The 14,733-nt window shown below is 68.4% G+C and carries 12 protein-coding genes and 2 pseudogenes; 10 read left to right on the top strand and 4 right to left on the bottom strand.

Annotation, left to right across the window (positions count from 1 at the left end; translation table 11 throughout):
• Positions 1–197 precede the first annotated feature (197 nt).
• A complete protein-coding gene (pcrA, locus tag MCHUDSM44219_RS19900) occupies positions 198–2,525 on the top strand; it encodes a DNA helicase PcrA (RefSeq protein ID WP_048419950.1) in 2,328 nt (775 codons plus the stop codon).
• On the opposite strand, the gene MCHUDSM44219_RS19895 is transcribed toward pcrA, so the two are convergent.
• Entirely contained in the window at positions 2,522–3,133 is a 612-nt protein-coding gene (locus MCHUDSM44219_RS19895; protein WP_048419949.1) for a hypothetical protein, read from the bottom strand. The genes pcrA and MCHUDSM44219_RS19895 overlap by 4 nt on opposite strands.
• Entirely contained in the window at positions 3,134–4,177 is a 1,044-nt protein-coding gene (locus tag MCHUDSM44219_RS19890; protein ID WP_048419948.1) for a M23 family metallopeptidase, read from the bottom strand.
• A gap of 268 nt (positions 4,178–4,445) precedes the next feature.
• On the opposite strand from MCHUDSM44219_RS19890, the gene sucC reads away from it, so the two are divergent.
• From sucC to MCHUDSM44219_RS31235, 3 genes and pseudogenes are all read left to right on the top strand, one after another.
• Positions 4,446–5,609, top strand: coding sequence for an ADP-forming succinate--CoA ligase subunit beta (gene sucC / locus MCHUDSM44219_RS19885; RefSeq protein ID WP_048419947.1), 1,164 nt, complete (start codon positions 4,446–4,448; stop codon positions 5,607–5,609).
• A 12-nt stretch (positions 5,610–5,621) separates the two neighbouring features.
• Positions 5,622–6,160, top strand: a pseudogene (locus tag MCHUDSM44219_RS31240) (succinate--CoA ligase subunit alpha); the annotation flags it as partial.
• A 1-nt stretch (position 6,161) separates the two neighbouring features.
• Positions 6,162–6,501 (top strand): annotated as a pseudogene (locus MCHUDSM44219_RS31235) (succinate--CoA ligase subunit alpha); the annotation flags it as partial.
• A 79-nt stretch (positions 6,502–6,580) separates the two neighbouring features.
• Here the strand turns inward: MCHUDSM44219_RS31235 and MCHUDSM44219_RS19875 are convergent.
• A complete protein-coding gene (locus MCHUDSM44219_RS19875) occupies positions 6,581–6,763 on the bottom strand; it encodes a hypothetical protein (RefSeq protein WP_048419946.1) in 183 nt (60 codons plus the stop codon).
• Between the two features lie 93 nt (positions 6,764–6,856).
• On the opposite strand from MCHUDSM44219_RS19875, the gene MCHUDSM44219_RS19870 reads away from it, so the two are divergent.
• The gene (locus tag MCHUDSM44219_RS19870; protein WP_048419945.1) at positions 6,857–8,383 is read left to right on the top strand and encodes an acetyl-CoA acetyltransferase; all 1,527 of its coding nucleotides are present in this window, start codon (positions 6,857–6,859) and stop codon (positions 8,381–8,383) included.
• A 36-nt stretch (positions 8,384–8,419) separates the two neighbouring features.
• Here MCHUDSM44219_RS19870 and MCHUDSM44219_RS19865 read toward each other — a convergent pair whose 3' ends face one another.
• Positions 8,420–9,268, bottom strand: coding sequence for an LLM class F420-dependent oxidoreductase (locus MCHUDSM44219_RS19865; RefSeq protein WP_048419944.1), 849 nt, complete (start codon positions 9,266–9,268; stop codon positions 8,420–8,422).
• A 133-nt stretch (positions 9,269–9,401) separates the two neighbouring features.
• On the opposite strand from MCHUDSM44219_RS19865, the gene MCHUDSM44219_RS19860 reads away from it, so the two are divergent.
• From MCHUDSM44219_RS19860 to MCHUDSM44219_RS19840, 5 genes are all read left to right on the top strand, one after another.
• Positions 9,402–9,929 carry a hypothetical protein gene (locus MCHUDSM44219_RS19860; protein ID WP_048419943.1) on the top strand — a complete coding sequence of 176 codons (528 nt, stop codon included), beginning with the start codon at positions 9,402–9,404 and terminating at the stop codon, positions 9,927–9,929.
• Entirely contained in the window at positions 9,898–11,055 is a 1,158-nt protein-coding gene (locus tag MCHUDSM44219_RS19855; protein WP_053081304.1) for a type III PLP-dependent enzyme, read from the top strand. The genes MCHUDSM44219_RS19860 and MCHUDSM44219_RS19855 overlap by 32 nt, the downstream gene beginning before the upstream one ends.
• A gap of 62 nt (positions 11,056–11,117) precedes the next feature.
• A complete protein-coding gene (sfnG, locus tag MCHUDSM44219_RS19850; protein ID WP_048419942.1) occupies positions 11,118–12,248 on the top strand; it encodes a dimethylsulfone monooxygenase SfnG in 1,131 nt (376 codons plus the stop codon).
• A gap of 143 nt (positions 12,249–12,391) precedes the next feature.
• Positions 12,392–13,261 (top strand): DUF5336 domain-containing protein, encoded by an 870-nt coding sequence (locus MCHUDSM44219_RS19845; RefSeq protein ID WP_048419941.1) that lies wholly within the window; start codon positions 12,392–12,394, stop codon positions 13,259–13,261.
• Between the two features lie 60 nt (positions 13,262–13,321).
• Complete coding sequence (locus MCHUDSM44219_RS19840) at positions 13,322–14,728, top strand: cell division protein PerM (RefSeq protein WP_048419940.1); 1,407 nt, start codon at positions 13,322–13,324, stop codon at positions 14,726–14,728.
• The last annotated feature ends 5 nt before the right edge of the window (positions 14,729–14,733 follow it).

Genomic DNA, 14,733 nt, shown 5'->3' with positions numbered 1-14,733 from the left:
TATCGGGCCTCACACAAGAGACGAGCCCCGGATCCGGAAGCGGACCGCGGGGCTCTGGGGAAGCAGCTAGACCACGGGCACCGCTGGCCGGTACCCGTAGAAAAATCGCCGCTGCTGACAAAGCACCTGACGAGTGTGCCATCACCGGCCGTGCCAGCGCAAAGAGTGTCACCCCGCAGCGGTAGGTTTGGGACAGTATGTCGATCGTCAGCACTGAAACAGATGAGCTCCACTCGGACTTGTTCGATGGGCTCAACCCCCAGCAGCGTCAGGCCGTTCTCCACGAGGGCACGCCGTTGCTCATCGTCGCCGGAGCGGGCTCCGGCAAGACCGCCGTCCTCACCCGCCGCATCGCCTACCTGCTCGCCGCGCGCGAGGTCGGCGTCGGTCAGGTTCTCGCGATCACGTTCACCAACAAGGCCGCCGCGGAGATGCGCGAGCGAGTCGCGCAGCTGGTCGGTCCGCGGGCCCGCAACATGTGGGTCTCGACGTTCCACTCGACGTGCGTGCGGATCCTGCGCAACCAGGCCTCGCTGCTGCCGGGGTTGAACTCGAACTTCTCGATCTACGACGCCGACGACTCCCGCCGCCTGCTGCTGATGATCGGCAAAGACATGGGGCTCGACACCAAGAAGTTCTCCCCGCGGCTGCTGTCCAACGGGATCTCGAACCTGAAGAACGAGCTGATCGGTCCCGAGCAGGCCGCCGCCGAGGCGTCGGAGGCGGCCGAGGACCTGGCGCGCGTCATCGCCGAGGTGTACGGCGAATACCAGCGCCGGCTGCGTGCCGCGAACGCGCTCGATTTCGACGACCTGATCGGCGAGACGGTCGCCGTGTTGCAGGCCTTCCCCCAGATCGCGCAGTACTACCGGCGCCGGTTCCGGCACATCCTCGTCGACGAGTACCAGGACACCAATCACGCGCAGTACGTGCTGGTGCGCGAGTTGGTCGGGACGGAAACGGTCGATGGGCTGGCGCCCGCCGAGCTGTGCGTCGTCGGTGACGCCGACCAGTCGATCTATGCGTTCCGCGGCGCCACCATCCGCAACATCGAGGATTTCGAGCGCGACTACCCAAGCGCCACGACGATCCTGCTCGAGCAGAACTACCGCTCCACGCAGACCATCCTCAACGCGGCCAACGCCGTCATCGCCCGCAACGCCGGGCGACGGGAGAAGCGGCTGTGGACCGACGCCGGCGAGGGGGAGCTCATCGTCGGCTACGTCGCCGACAACGAGCACGACGAGGCGCGGTTCGTCGCACAGGAGATCGACGCGCTGGCCGACGGGGACGGCGAGTTCTCCTATAACGACGTCGCCGTCTTCTACCGCACCAACAACTCTTCGCGCGCTCTCGAAGAGGTGTTCATCCGGGCCGGGATTCCCTACAAGGTGGTCGGCGGCGTGCGCTTCTACGAGCGCCGGGAGATCCGCGACATCGTCGCCTACCTGCGGGTGCTGGACAATCCCGGTGACTCGGTGAGCATGCGCCGCATTCTCAACACCCCCCGCCGCGGTATCGGTGACCGCGCCGAGGCGTGCGTGGCGGTGTACGCCGAGAACACCGGCGCGAGCTTCAACGACGCGCTGGCGGCCGCGGCCGAGGGCCGGGTCCCGATGCTCAACACGCGCGCGGAGAAGGCGATCGCCGGGTTCGTCGCGATGCTCGACGAGTTGCGCGGCGGTCTCGACGGCGAACTGGGCGAGCTGGTCGAGTCGGTGCTGGACCGCACCGGCTACCGCGCCGAGCTCGAATCCTCCACCGACCCGCAGGATCTGGCCCGCCTCGACAACCTCAACGAATTGGTCAGCGTCGCACACGAATTCAGCATCGACCTGGCCAACGCGCGGGCCCTGGCCGAGGAGGACGGCGCCGAGCCGCAGGACGAGGACGTGCCGGACACCGGGGTGCTGGCGTCGTTCCTGGAGCGGGTGTCGTTGGTGGCCGATGCCGACGACATCCCCGAGCACGGCTCAGGGGTGGTGACGATGATGACGTTGCACACCGCCAAGGGCCTGGAGTTCCCGGTGGTGTTCGTGACCGGGTGGGAGGACGGCATGTTCCCGCACATGCGCGCCCTGGGCGATCCGGTCGAGCTGTCGGAGGAACGCCGGCTGGCCTACGTGGGCATCACGCGGGCCCGGCAGAGGCTGTACCTCAGCCGGGCGAAGGTGCGGTCCTCGTGGGGCCAGCCGATGCTCAACCCCGAATCCCGCTTCCTGCGGGAGATCCCGCAGGAACTGATCCACTGGCGCCGCGTCGAGCAGCCCGCGTCGGCGTTCTCCGCGCCGGTGAGCGGCGCCGGCCGGTTCGGCACTCCGCGCCCGTCCCCGGGCCGCTCCGCGGCCGGGAAGCGGCCGCTGCTCGTGCTCGAACCCGGTGACCGGGTCACCCACGACAAGTACGGGCTCGGTCGCGTGGAAGAGGTGTCGGGCATGGGGGAGTCGGCGATGTCGCTGATCGACTTCGGCAGTGCCGGGCGCGTCAAGCTCATGCACAATCACGCGCCGGTCAGCAAGCTCTAACCCGACCGTGCCCAGCGGCCGGTGTCGGGCAGCAGCGCCAACACGATCGACGCCAGCGGCAGCACCGGCATGGCGTAGACGAGGGTTGGCAGCGCGGCGCCGGCGATGAACAGGCCGGCGAAGATCAGCAGCGCCACCACCGCGCCGACGACGACCAGCAGCCGGCCCATCCGTCGCCGCAACAGCAGGGCGATCAGCCCGCCGATCGTGGCGGCGGCCGAGATCGCGGTGAGAAAGCCGATGGCCACGCAGAACAGCGGATCGGTGGCCGACCAGCCGGTGATGAGGTCGGTCGCGATCACCGCGGTCGCCCACCCCGACAGGATGCTGACGACAGCGGTCGCGATGGCCGTTCGCGGATGGCCGCGCGAGGACCGGGGCGGGCCGACGGCGACGGGCTGCGCGCGGGGCAGGTAGCCGGTCACGGGCTCGTCAGCGGCCGGGAACTCACCGGTCGGGTGACGCCGGATGATGGACGTCTGCGGCTCCGCAGGCGACTGCAGCGGCTGTGACCCCGCGGTCAGCGGCTGTGACCCCGTGTTCAGGGGCGCCCGGCGCAGAATCCGGGTGTCGTCGGAATCGGGTGAATCAGTGGGGTCGCTGGCCACTCAGCCAACGTAGCTGCCGGGGGTGAGCCCCCGCTTGGCCAGCCACGGCACCGGGTCGATGAAGTCGGTGCCGTTCAGGAGCACGGAGAAGTGCAGGTGCGGACCGGTGGAGTTGCCGCGGTTGCCGATCGTGGCGATCTGGTCGCCGGCCATCACGCGCTGGCCGACGCTGACCAGCCAGGTGTTGACGTGCCCGTACAGCGTGACCGTGCCGTCGGAATGCTTGACCTTGACCCAGGCGCCGTATCCGGCGGTGGGCCCGGCATCGGTGACCACGCCGTCCGCTGCGGCGTAGATCGGCGTGCCGATCGAGTTGGCGATGTCGATGCCTGCGTGCAGTACGCCCCAGCGGTAACCGAAGCCCGAGGTCCACACACCGCGGGTGGGCATCGCGTACTGCGGGCGGGCCAGCCGGGCCTCGCGGTCGGCGCGCTCCTGGGCGAACGCTGCGGCCTTGGTGATCTCCTCGGCGTGCACGGCCGAATTCGCGGCGGGTGCGACGGTGACGACCTGCATGCCGTCCACCGAGCCGGTGATGACGCTCGCGCCACCCGTCGTCGTCGTATCGGCGGCGAGCACTGTCGCCGTGGGCTGCTTCTGCGCGGCGTTGGTGACGGTGTAGGCACCGGCGGCGGTGGCGCCCACGGCCATCGCGGCCACCATCAGGCGGCCCTTGACGGGGACCTCTGTCTTGCGGTGCAGACCCTTGCGGCCCCGCATGTCGATGATGTCGGTCTTGGCCGTGCCGTCGCTGAGGTCGGTGTGGCTGTCGCGGTACGCGCGGGTGGACGACGCGCGCGCCTCGGTACGTGCCGCGCGGAACTCCGCGGGCACCAGGCGCAGCGGCTCCAGGTCGTCGGTGTCGAGCAGATCGTCGAGCTCAGGGGCGCGGATGACCTCGGTGTCCCGGTCGAAGGCGCCGTAGGGGAGATCGTCCAGATCGCTCAACTGACCGAATTCGTCGAACGGGATGATGTCGGTGACTTCGGTCAGACCAGGTGCCGCGAGGGCCTCGGAGATACGAGGCGAACGATGCTGAGGCAACCTGAAATGTCCTTAATCCGTCGTGAGCCGTCGTGACCAGACCGTTATCTAGACCACAGGACGTTAACCAAAATCCAATCCAAGTGGCAACCCGAGACTTTAGTGCACAGAAGATTGTGACCTGAATCACTATTCAGGCCGCGGTGAGATCCACCACATGACAGGTGGGCGGTGACAATCGTCAGCACTCGTGTCGATAAAGTTCCCCCGGAGCCCGTCGGGCACACATTTTTCCAGCCGCAGACAGACAGGGAAGTTCTGGGAGTCCATGGATCTCTTCGAGTACCAGGCGAAAGAACTGTTCGCCAAGCACAACGTTCCCACCACCCCCGGACGAGTGACCGACTCCGCGGAGGACGCCAAGACCATCGCCGAGGAAATCGGCAAGCCGGTCATGGTGAAAGCGCAGGTCAAGGTCGGGGGCCGCGGTAAAGCCGGTGGCGTGAAGTACGCCGCCACGCCCGACGACGCCTTCACCCACGCCCAGAACATCCTCGGTCTCGACATCAAGGGACACGTCGTCAAGAAGTTGCTGGTGGCCGAAGCCAGCGACATCGCCGAGGAGTACTACATCTCCTTCCTGCTCGACCGCGCCAATCGCACCTACCTCGCGATGTGCTCGGTCGAGGGCGGCATGGAGATCGAAGAGGTCGCCGCCACCAAGCCCGAGCGGCTGGCCCGCATCGCCGTCGACGCCACCAAGGGTGTCGACGAGGCGTTCGCCCGCGAGATCGCCGAGAAGGGCCACCTGCCCGCCGAGGTTCTCGATGCGGCCGCCGTGACGATCGCCAAGCTGTGGGAGGTCTTCGTCGGAGAGGACGCCACGCTGGTCGAGGTGAACCCGCTGGTGCGCACGCCCGACGATCAGATCCTGGCACTCGACGGCAAGGTCACCCTCGACGCCAACGCCGATTTCCGCCATCCCGAACATGCGGAGTTCGAGGACAAGGACGCGACGGATCCGCTCGAGCTCAAGGCCAAGGAGAACGACCTCAACTACGTCAAGCTCGACGGTCAGGTCGGCATCATCGGCAACGGCGCAGGTCTGGTGATGTCGACCCTCGACGTGGTCGCCTACGCCGGTGAGAAGCACGGTGGGGTGAAGCCCGCGAACTTCCTCGACATCGGCGGCGGCGCGTCGGCCGAGGTGATGGCCAACGGACTCGACGTGATCCTGAACGACAGCCAGGTCAAGAGCGTGTTCGTCAACGTGTTCGGCGGCATCACCGCCTGCGACGCGGTGGCCAACGGCATCGTCAAGGCGCTGCAGATCCTGGGCGACGAGGCCAACAAGCCGCTCGTCGTGCGGCTCGACGGCAACAACGTCGACGAGGGCCGGCGCATCCTCGCCGAGGCCAACCATCCGCTGGTCATCCAGGCGGACACCATGGACTCCGGCGCCGACAAGGCCGCCGAGCTGGCGAACAAGTAAGGGACACAACCAATGTCGATCTTTCTGAACAAAGATTCCAAGGTCATCGTCCAGGGCATCACCGGCGGCGAGGGCACCAAGCACACCAAGCTGATGCTCAAGGCGGGCACCCAGATCGTGGGTGGCGTGAACGCGCGCAAGGCCGGCACGACCGTCACCCATGAGGACAAGGACGGCAACGAGGTCGAGCTGCCGGTGTTCGGCAGCGTCGCCGAGGCGATGAAGGAGACCGGCGCCGACGTGTCGATCGCCTTTGTGCCGCCGGCCTTCTCGAAGGACGCGATCATCGAGGCGATCGACGCCGAGATCCCGCTGCTGGTGGTCATCACCGAGGGAATCCCGGTGCAGGACACCGCGTATGCGTGGGCCTACAACAAGGACAAGGGCGAGAAGACCCGCATCATCGGCCCCAACTGCCCGGGCATCATCACCCCCGGCGAGTCGCTGGTCGGCATCACGCCGAACAACATCACCGGCAAGGGCCCGATCGGTCTGGTGTCGAAGCTCGTGGTGGAACCGGGACGCGCCATCGCCGGCCCGGGCACCATCACNTCAGACGTGTGCTCTTCCGATCTCGCACATCGACGCGATCGAGGCGTTCGAATCCGATCCCGAGACCAAGGTCATCGTGATGATCGGCGAGATCGGCGGCGACGCCGAGGAGCGTGCGGCCGACTACATCAAGGCCAACGTGTCCAAGCCGGTCGTCGGGTACGTCGCGGGCTTCACCGCCCCCGAAGGCAAGACGATGGGCCACGCCGGCGCGATCGTGTCCGGATCGTCGGGCACCGCCGCCGCCAAGAAGGAGGCGCTCGAGGCCGCAGGCGTCAAGGTCGGCAAGACGCCGTCGGAGACCGCCACGCTGGCCCGGGAGATCTTCGAGAGCCTGTAGTTCACTTCGAGACTGCGGCCAGATCGCCTTTCCCACGGGATCGACGATCTGGCCGCAGTCTCGTCTGGGCCTGAGTACGTCAGCCGTAGTCGCGCAGTGTCATGACCACGCCGACACACGTGGCGATGGCGGCGGCGACATAGATCAGCGCCGACAGCCACGCGGTGTGCACCGAGGCGGCGACCCAGCAGGACAGGAACGCGGCCGCAAGCAGGCAGGCGCCGTAGAACACCGTTCGTCGAGGATGTTCACCACGCGCCATGGGCACCGAGTACCCGCTGCGCGGCCACCCCGTGCGACGAACTGGAACTTGTTCTATTAGCCTGACGAATTAACAGATGTCAGGAGGTTCGTCATGCCGGTTGACCCGCGCACTCCCGTTCTGGTCGGTGTCGGCCAATTCACCGAACGCATCGACGACCCGGACTACCGCGGCATGTCGGCCGTCGAGCTCGCGACCGAGGCCGCCCGGGCCGCGCTCGACGACACCGGAGCCGACGCCAATGCGCTCGCCGCCGCGGTCGACACGGTGTTCGGGCTCCGGCAGTTCGAGATCTCCGGGCCGATGCCCGCGACGCTGGGCAAGTCCAACAACTACCCGCGGTCGGTGATGAAGCGCCTCGGTGGCGACCCCGCCCGCGTGGTGCTCGAACCGGTCGGCGGGCAGGGCCCCCAGAAGCTGGTGACTGAGGCCGGCAACGCCATCGTCGCCGGCGAGGCCGACATCGTGATGATCATGGGTTCCGAGCCCGGCTCGACGGCCAAGTACTTCGCCGATCGCGACGACAAGCCGGACTTCACCGAGACCATCGAGGGCCAGCTCGAGGACCGCGGCCACCAGATCTTCTCCTACATCGACGAATACACCGTGCAGCACGGCCTCACCGGGGCTCCCGTGCAGTACGGTCTGCTCGACAACGCCCGCCGCGCACGACTCGGTCTCGGAGTCGACGAGTATCGCCACGCCATGGCAGAGCTGTTCGCGCCGATGTCGAAAGTGGCTGCCAAGAACCCGTTCTCGTCGTCCCCGGTGGAACGGTCGGTGCAGGAGATCGAGACCGTCACCGACGAGAACCGGATGATCTGTGACCCCTACCCCCGGTATCTGGTCGCTCGCGACACCGTGAACCAGGGCGCCGCGCTCGTGCTGATGTCGGCCGAGGCGGCGCGCAGGTACGGTGTGCCGCAAGAGAAGTGGGTCTTCGTCCACGGACACTCCGATCTCGCCGAGCAGGCGCTGCTCAGCCGGGTCGATCTCGGTGCCAGCCCTGCCGCCGTGCATGCGGCCCACGAGGCGTTGCGGGTGGCGGGCGTCGGCGTCGGCGACATCGCGACCTTCGATCTCTACAGCTGCTTCCCGTTCCCGGTGTTCGTGATCTGCGAGGCGCTCGGACTCTCCGGCGACGATCCCCGCGGGCTGACGCTGACCGGCGGTCTGCCGTACTTCGGCGGCCCCGGCAACAGCTACTCGGTGCACGGCATCGCCGAGACCGTCGTCCAGATGCGAGACCAGCCAGGGCGGTTCGGCTTCGTCGGGGCCAATGGCGGCATCATGAGCAAGTACTCGGTGGGCGTCTACTCGACCGAGCCCGTCCAGTGGCGGTCCTCGCGCAGTGCGGAGTTGACGGCGCAGGTGGCCGAATTGCCGACGGTGCCGGTGACGAAGCAACCCGCCGGCACGGGGGTCATCGAGACGTACTCGGTGCGCTATGACTGGCCGGTGCGCACCGGCATCATCGTCGGACGACTCGACGACGGATCCCGGTTCATGGCGACCACCGAGGACCGCGACCTCGTCGCGCTGATGTCCGACGGCGACCCGCTGGGCGCGAAGATCGTTGTCACGGCGACGGACAACGGCAATCGTGCGGTGTTGCGTTAGACGAGGGCCGCGCCCCGAAGGGCCCGGCGCACCAGATCAGACGAGTGCGCTCAGCTTGCCGGCGAGCCGCTCGACGTAGGCGGCGACGTCATCGGGGCTGCGGTCGGGCAACCCGAAGAGCACCTCGGTCACCCCGAGCTCGCGCCAGCGCGCCAGCTTGTCGGGGTCGGGTTTGAAGTCCAGCGCGACGATCTGCGGCGCGCCGTCGCGGCCGGCCGCCGCCCAGGTGTCCTGCAGCAGCTTGACCGGGGCGTCGATGTCGAAATCCCGGGGTGTGGTGATCCAGCCGTCGGCCGACTTCGCGATCCACCTGAAGTTCTTCTCGGTGCCGGCCGCACCGACGAGCACCGGGATGTGTGCCTGCACGGGCTTGGGCCACGCCCACGACGGACCGAACGAGACGAACTCACCGTCGTATTCGGCCTCTTCCTGCGTCCACAGCGCGCGCATGGCTTCCAGATACTCGCGCAACATCGTCCGTCGGCGGCCCGGCGGCACGTTGTGGTCGGTGAGTTCATCGGTGTTCCAACCGAATCCCACGCCCAGCGAGACGCGGCCGCCGGAAAGGTGGTCCAGCGTCGCGATCGACTTGGCCAGCGTGATCGGGTCGTGCTCGACCGGCAGCGCGACCGCGGTGGACAGCCGTACCCGCGACGTCACCGCCGCGGCGGTGCCGAGTGACACCCAGGGGTCCAGAGTGCGCATATAGCGGTCGTCGGGCAGGGTCTCGTCCCCGGTTGTCGGGTGCGCGGCCTGCCGCTTGATCGGGATGTGGGTGTGTTCGGGCACGTAGAACGTGGAGAAGCCGTGCTGGTCAGCCAGCGTGGCCGCCGCGGCCGGAGTGATTCCGCGATCGGAGGTGAACAGCACCAACCCAAAGTCCATACCGAGAATTAGAACGTGTTCCAATCTTCGTCCGCAAGGGGGGTGGCCTGCGTACCCCCGCGCCGTCCCCGCTGGTGAGTCGGGTAGCGCGCTACTCACGACCCGGCCGGCTCGTCGCGGAACAGTTCGAGGCATGGACGGATCGACGACGAGGCTGATGCGAATCCGCGAGTGGGTGCGCCGATACCTGCCGTGTGAAATCGCGGGAACCGTCGGCGAGTTCGGTGCCGCCGCGCTGGTCTACCTCGCCACGGATTCGCTGGGCGCCGCCGCGGTGGCCGCGTCCGTCGGTGCCTCTGGCGGCTACTACGCCGCGGCCTATCTGAGCGCGCTGCGCTGGAGCTACCGCGATCAGGCCCGTCGGCCGGCCCCCGCGCGCCTCGTGATGGCCGCCCTGCTCGCGCTGCGCAGCGTGGCGATCGAATTCGGGCCCGCCGAGGTGATCGACAGCATCGCCGTACGCCCGCTGGGCTTCTATCTCGGACCGGCCCTGTTCGGCAACGTCGTGGCCGGCTGGATCTTCGGCAAGCTCGTCTCCGACGTCGCGTTCTACACCTGTGCGGTGTTCAGCTACGAACGATTCAAAGTGCTTCTTGCACAACGTGTTCCAGATACCAAGGAGGGCAATCGTGAATCCGCGACGACGATCCCGGCTGCGTGAAGACCTGCGCGCCAACGCGGCACGCTGGGCGCAGCTGGCCAGAACGCACGGCACGCCCCTGCTGGTTCTCGAACCGCACCTGGTGGCGCGGCGGCTACGGCAGTTGCAGACCACGCTGACCGGGTTCGGGGTGCACTACGCCGTCAAGGCGCTGCCCCATCCGGTGGTGCTGTCGACGATCGCCATCTGCGGGGGCGGGTTCGACGTCGCCACGCGGGGGGAGGTGGACCTGCTGGGCCGCCTCGGGCTACCGATGCACCGCTGCATCCACACGAACCCGATCAAGAAGCCGGCCGACATCGACCACGCCTATGCCGCCGGGGTGCGCACCTTCGTGGTCGAGAACGCCGCCGAGGTGCAGAAGTTCCGGAAACGGCCCGCCGACATCGACGTGCTGGTTCGGTTGGCGTTCCGTAACCCCGCCGCGAAGTCCGATCTGTCGTCGAAGTTCGGTGTCGCGCCCGCGGAGGCGGAGCTGCTCGTCAAGCACGTGCTGGCGGCGGGTGTGCGGTTCGCCGGGTTCAGCTTTCACGTCGGTAGCCAGAGCAGCTCGGTCGAACCGTACCGCCGCGCCCTGCAGCACACGCTCGATCTCGCCGACCACGTCGAGGGCACCCTGGGGGTGCCGGCGCGCGTCCTCGACATCGGCGGCGGCTTCCCCGTGAGCTATCGCGAGGACGAGCCGCCCATCGGGGCGATCGGGGCGATCGTCGACGACGTGCTGGGGCGGCGTCGGGACGACTTCACGCTGCTGTGCGAGCCCGGCCGGTTCCTGGTGGCCGACTGCATGACCCTGCTGGCCAGCGTGGTGGGCACCGCGGAACGCGACGGGCAGGTCTGGCACTACCTCGACGACGGGCTGTACGGCAGCTACTCGAATGTCATGACCGAGGACGTCCACCCGCCCATCCTCGCGCTCGAGGAACTGCTGCGCGCCGAGGCGGCGCTGGACCCGGTGACCCTCGCCGGACCCACCTGCGACAGCGCCGACGTCATCGCGCGGAACTATCCGATGCCCGCCCTGGACATCGGCGACCTGGTCGTGAGCCCGATGATGGGCGCCTACACCGCGGTCACGGCGTCCCGGTTCAACGGCATCGAGGCCACCCCGATCGTCATGGGCTGAGTTCCGGTCACCGCGATCCATACCGATGACCGGGGCGCGGCCGGCCGGTTCGATGACGGACCATGACGACCGAACGCATCGCCGACAACATCTCGTTCGCCTACTGGGTGCCCAACGTCAGCGGCGGCCTGGTGACCAGCGATATCGAGCAGCGCACCGACTGGAACTACGAGTACAACGCCAAGCTGGCGCAGACCGCGGAGAACAACGGTTTCGAGTACGCGCTGTCCCAGGTGCGCTACGAAGCCAGCTACGGCGCCGAATACCAGCACGAGTCCACCAGCTTCAGCCTCGCCCTGCTGCTGGCGACACAGCGATTGAAGGTCATCGCGGCCGTCCATCCGGGGCTCTGGCAGCCCGCGGTGCTGGCCAAGCTCGGCGCCACCGCCGATCAGCTCTCCGGCGGCCGGTTCGCCGTCAACGTGGTCTCCGGCTGGTTCAAGGACGAGTTCACCCACCTGGGTGAGCCGTGGCTCGAACACGACGAGCGGTACCGCCGCAGTGCCGAATTCCTGCAGGTGCTGCGCAAGATCTGGACCGAGGACGACGTGGATTTCCGCGGCGACTTCTACCGCATCCACGACTTCACGCTCAAGCCGAAACCGGTCAACACCCCCGAGCGGCCCAACCCGGAGATCTTCCAGGGCGGGAACTCCACCGCCGCCCGGCGCAACGGCGGCCGCTACGCGGACTGGTACTTCTCCAACGGCAAGGACTTCGACGGTGTCACCGAACAGATCGTCGACGTCCGGGATCACGCCAGGGAGGTCGGCCGTGAGGTGAAGTTCGGCCTCAACGCCTTCATCATCGCCAGGGACACCGAGAAAGAGGCGAAAGAGGTCCTTCGCGAGATCATCGCGAAGGCGAACCGGCCCGCCGTCGAGGGTTTCGGAGCCGCCGTGCAGCAGGCCGGCAACGCGACCGCCGACAAGACGGGCATGTGGGCGGATTCGACCTTCGAAGATCTGGTGCAGTACAACGACGGATTCCGCACGAAACTGATCGGCACGCCCGAGCAGATCGCCGAACGCATCGCGGCCTATCGCAAACGTGGAGTCGACCTGATCCTGGGCGGATTCCTGCATTTCCAGGAGGAGATCGAGTACTTCGGCTCCCGGGTGTTGCCGCTGGTCCGTGACATCGAGGCCGCCGAACGGGATGCGATCGACCCGGCTGTGCTCGTGTCGGCCTAACCGCCTGCGCGGCTGCGCGGGCGTGACAGGTGCACCCCGGTGTGCGCTAGCGTGGTTCAACGAATCGCTCAGGCGGTCCGTCGGGATCGCAGTCGCCTGCGTCGACGTCGTCGATGCGGTGCCCGCACAGCACAGGAGAGGTCATGTCGTACCCCCAAGGCGCGCCCGGAGGCTCCGGATACCCGCCCGCCCAGCAGCCCACGACGCAGTTCTCCGCGCCGACACAGCAGTTCGCGAAGATCGGCGAGTCCGATCCGGCGGCCGGAGGACCGAGCAAGCTCCCCGGCTATCTGAGTGCCGCCGTCGCCGCGCTCGGACTGCTCGTCTACCTGTCGTATTTCGCGCCGCAGTTCACCGTGACCTCGTCGGACTTCCCGGGTCTCGGCGAGCTCAGCGGAAGCTCGGTCGGGTTGGGCTTCGCGGTCATCGCCGCCGTGGTGGCCGCCCTGTTCGCCGGTGTCGGCCTGCTGCCCCGGCAGCGGAACTACGTCGCCGTCGCCGCGGTGGCGTCGGTGCTCGGCTTCCTGCTCGTGATCTCCGAGGTCATCAACAAGCCCAGCGGCACGACCGTCGACTGGGGGCTGTACCTGCTGATCGCGTTCACGCTGCTGCAGGCCGCGGTCGCCGTGGTGGTGCTGCTGTTCGACTCCGGAGTGATCACCCCGCCGGTGCCGCGGCCCAAGTACGAGCAGCCCCAGTACGGCCAGTACCCCGGGTCGTACTACGGTCAGCACCCCGGTCAGCCGCAGCACGGCGGGCAGGGTGGCGGCCAGCAGCAGCGGCCGGGCTACCCGACGCCGTACGGCGGCTACCCGAGTGCCGGGCCCTCGACCGGCGGTTTCCCCGCCGCCTCGCCGTCTTCGGGTGGGCAGCCCGGCGCCCAGTCGGGTCCGCCGACCCCGCCCACCGGCTACCCGACCTACGGTCAGCCGCCGTCGAGCAACGCGCCGACGACACAGGTACCCACGCAACACCAGTCGTCGCCGACCACTTCGCCCGGCCAGTCGTCGTAATCTCAAGCCGCGCGTGCGCGACCGTCGCGCGCCCGAGCGTCTTGGAGGAGCGGCCCACCTGTGAACAGTCCCCCGCGCGCGGGTGGTGCGCCAGGACCAGCCGGTACACGCCAGGCGCGTGAACTGCTCCGGGTGGCGTTCGGGCCGTCACTGGTCGCGCTCGTCGTCATCGCCGCGGTGGTGCTGTCCCAGCTGCTGATCGCCAACAGCGACATGACCGGCGCGTCCGGCGCCATCGCCAGCATGTGGCTGGGCGTTCACCAGGTGCCGGTGTCCGTCGCGGGCAGCGCCCTGGGCGTGATGCCGCTGTTGCCGGTGATGGCGATGGTCTACGGCACGGCGCGGACCACCGCGGCCGCGGTGACGAGCACGTCCTGGTTCGTCACCCGCTGGGTGGTGGCCTCGGCGCTGGGCGGGCCGGTGCTGATCGCGGCGATCTGTCTGGCCTTCATCCACGACGCCGCGTCGGTGCTCACCGAGCTGCAGACCCCCGACGCGTCACGGGCGCTCGGCGGCGTGTTCATCGTGCACGCGATCGGCGCCGCGCTGGGCGTCGGATCGCGGGTGGGCCGGCGGCTGCTGCGCTCGACACCGTTGCCGGCGTGGCTTCCCGACGCCTTCCGTGCCGCGTGGGCCGGTGTGCTGGCCCTGCTGGCTCTGTCGGCCGCTGTCGTGTCCGGCTCGCTCATCGTGCACTGGTCGACGATGCACGACCTCTACTCCATCACCGATTCGATGTTCGGCCAGCTCAGTCTGACCGTGCTGTCGGTGCTCTACCTGCCCAACGTCGTGGTCGGCGCCGCGGCGGTGGCCGTCGGCTCGAGCGCGCACATCGGGCTGGCGACGTTCAGCGCGTTCACGGTACTGGGCGGCGACGTGCCGGCATTGCCGGTGCTCGCTGCCGTCCCGACGCCGCCGCTGGGTCCGGTGTGGGTGGCCCTGCTGATCGTGGCCGCCGTGGCCGGGGTCGCTCTGGGCCAGCAGTGTGCGCGCCACCCGCTGCCCCCGCTGCAGGCCCTGGCGAAGGTCCTGGTCGCGGCCCTCGTCGGCGCCGCGGCGATGGCGCTGCTGGGCTATGCGGGGGGCGGAGCGCTCGGCAACTTCGGCGACGTCAGCGTCGACCAGACCACGTTCGGGCCGGCGGTGTTCGTCTGGTTCGCGGGGATCGGTGCGCTGACGGTGGCGATGTCGGGCGGCTTCCAGCCGCGGGTGCGCCGGCCCGCGCCGGTGATCGAGGAGCCCGAACCCGAACCCGAACCCGAGTCGGAGCCGGTGGCCGAGGAGGCCGACCCCGAAACCGTTGAGATAGCGCCGGAGGCCGTCGTCACCGTCGACGAACCGGCACCGCCGGTCGCGGAGAGGAAGGCCCCCGAACCGATACCGGCCGACCTCGACGCCGAGGACCCCGAGGACCACTTCATGGCCGACGACGACATGCGTGGCGGCCGCGACGGCACCACCCACTAGGCTTC

The organism is Mycolicibacterium chubuense, assembly GCF_001044255.1.
Taxonomy (GTDB): Bacteria; Actinomycetota; Actinomycetes; order Mycobacteriales; family Mycobacteriaceae; genus Mycobacterium; species Mycobacterium chubuense.
This window is presented reverse-complemented; position numbering and strand designations above follow the sequence as displayed.

What these genes read in the sequence shown, in the direction of transcription:
- MCHUDSM44219_RS19860 (WP_048419943.1), top strand. Translation starts at nt 9,402, where the DNA reads ATGGACGGATCGACGACGAGGCTGATGCGAATCCGCGAGTGGGTGCGC.
- sfnG (WP_048419942.1), top strand. Translation starts at nt 11,118, where the DNA reads ATGACGACCGAACGCATCGCCGACAACATCTCGTTCGCCTACTGGGTG.
- MCHUDSM44219_RS19875 (WP_048419946.1), bottom strand. Translation starts at nt 6,763, where the DNA reads ATGGCGCGTGGTGAACATCCTCGACGAACGGTGTTCTACGGCGCCTGC.
- MCHUDSM44219_RS19870 (WP_048419945.1), top strand. Translation starts at nt 6,857, where the DNA reads ATGCCGGTTGACCCGCGCACTCCCGTTCTGGTCGGTGTCGGCCAATTC.
- sucC (WP_048419947.1), top strand. Translation starts at nt 4,446, where the DNA reads ATGGATCTCTTCGAGTACCAGGCGAAAGAACTGTTCGCCAAGCACAAC.
- MCHUDSM44219_RS19845 (WP_048419941.1), top strand. Translation starts at nt 12,392, where the DNA reads ATGTCGTACCCCCAAGGCGCGCCCGGAGGCTCCGGATACCCGCCCGCC.
- MCHUDSM44219_RS19865 (WP_048419944.1), bottom strand. Translation starts at nt 9,268, where the DNA reads ATGGACTTTGGGTTGGTGCTGTTCACCTCCGATCGCGGAATCACTCCG.
- pcrA (WP_048419950.1), top strand. Translation starts at nt 198, where the DNA reads ATGTCGATCGTCAGCACTGAAACAGATGAGCTCCACTCGGACTTGTTC.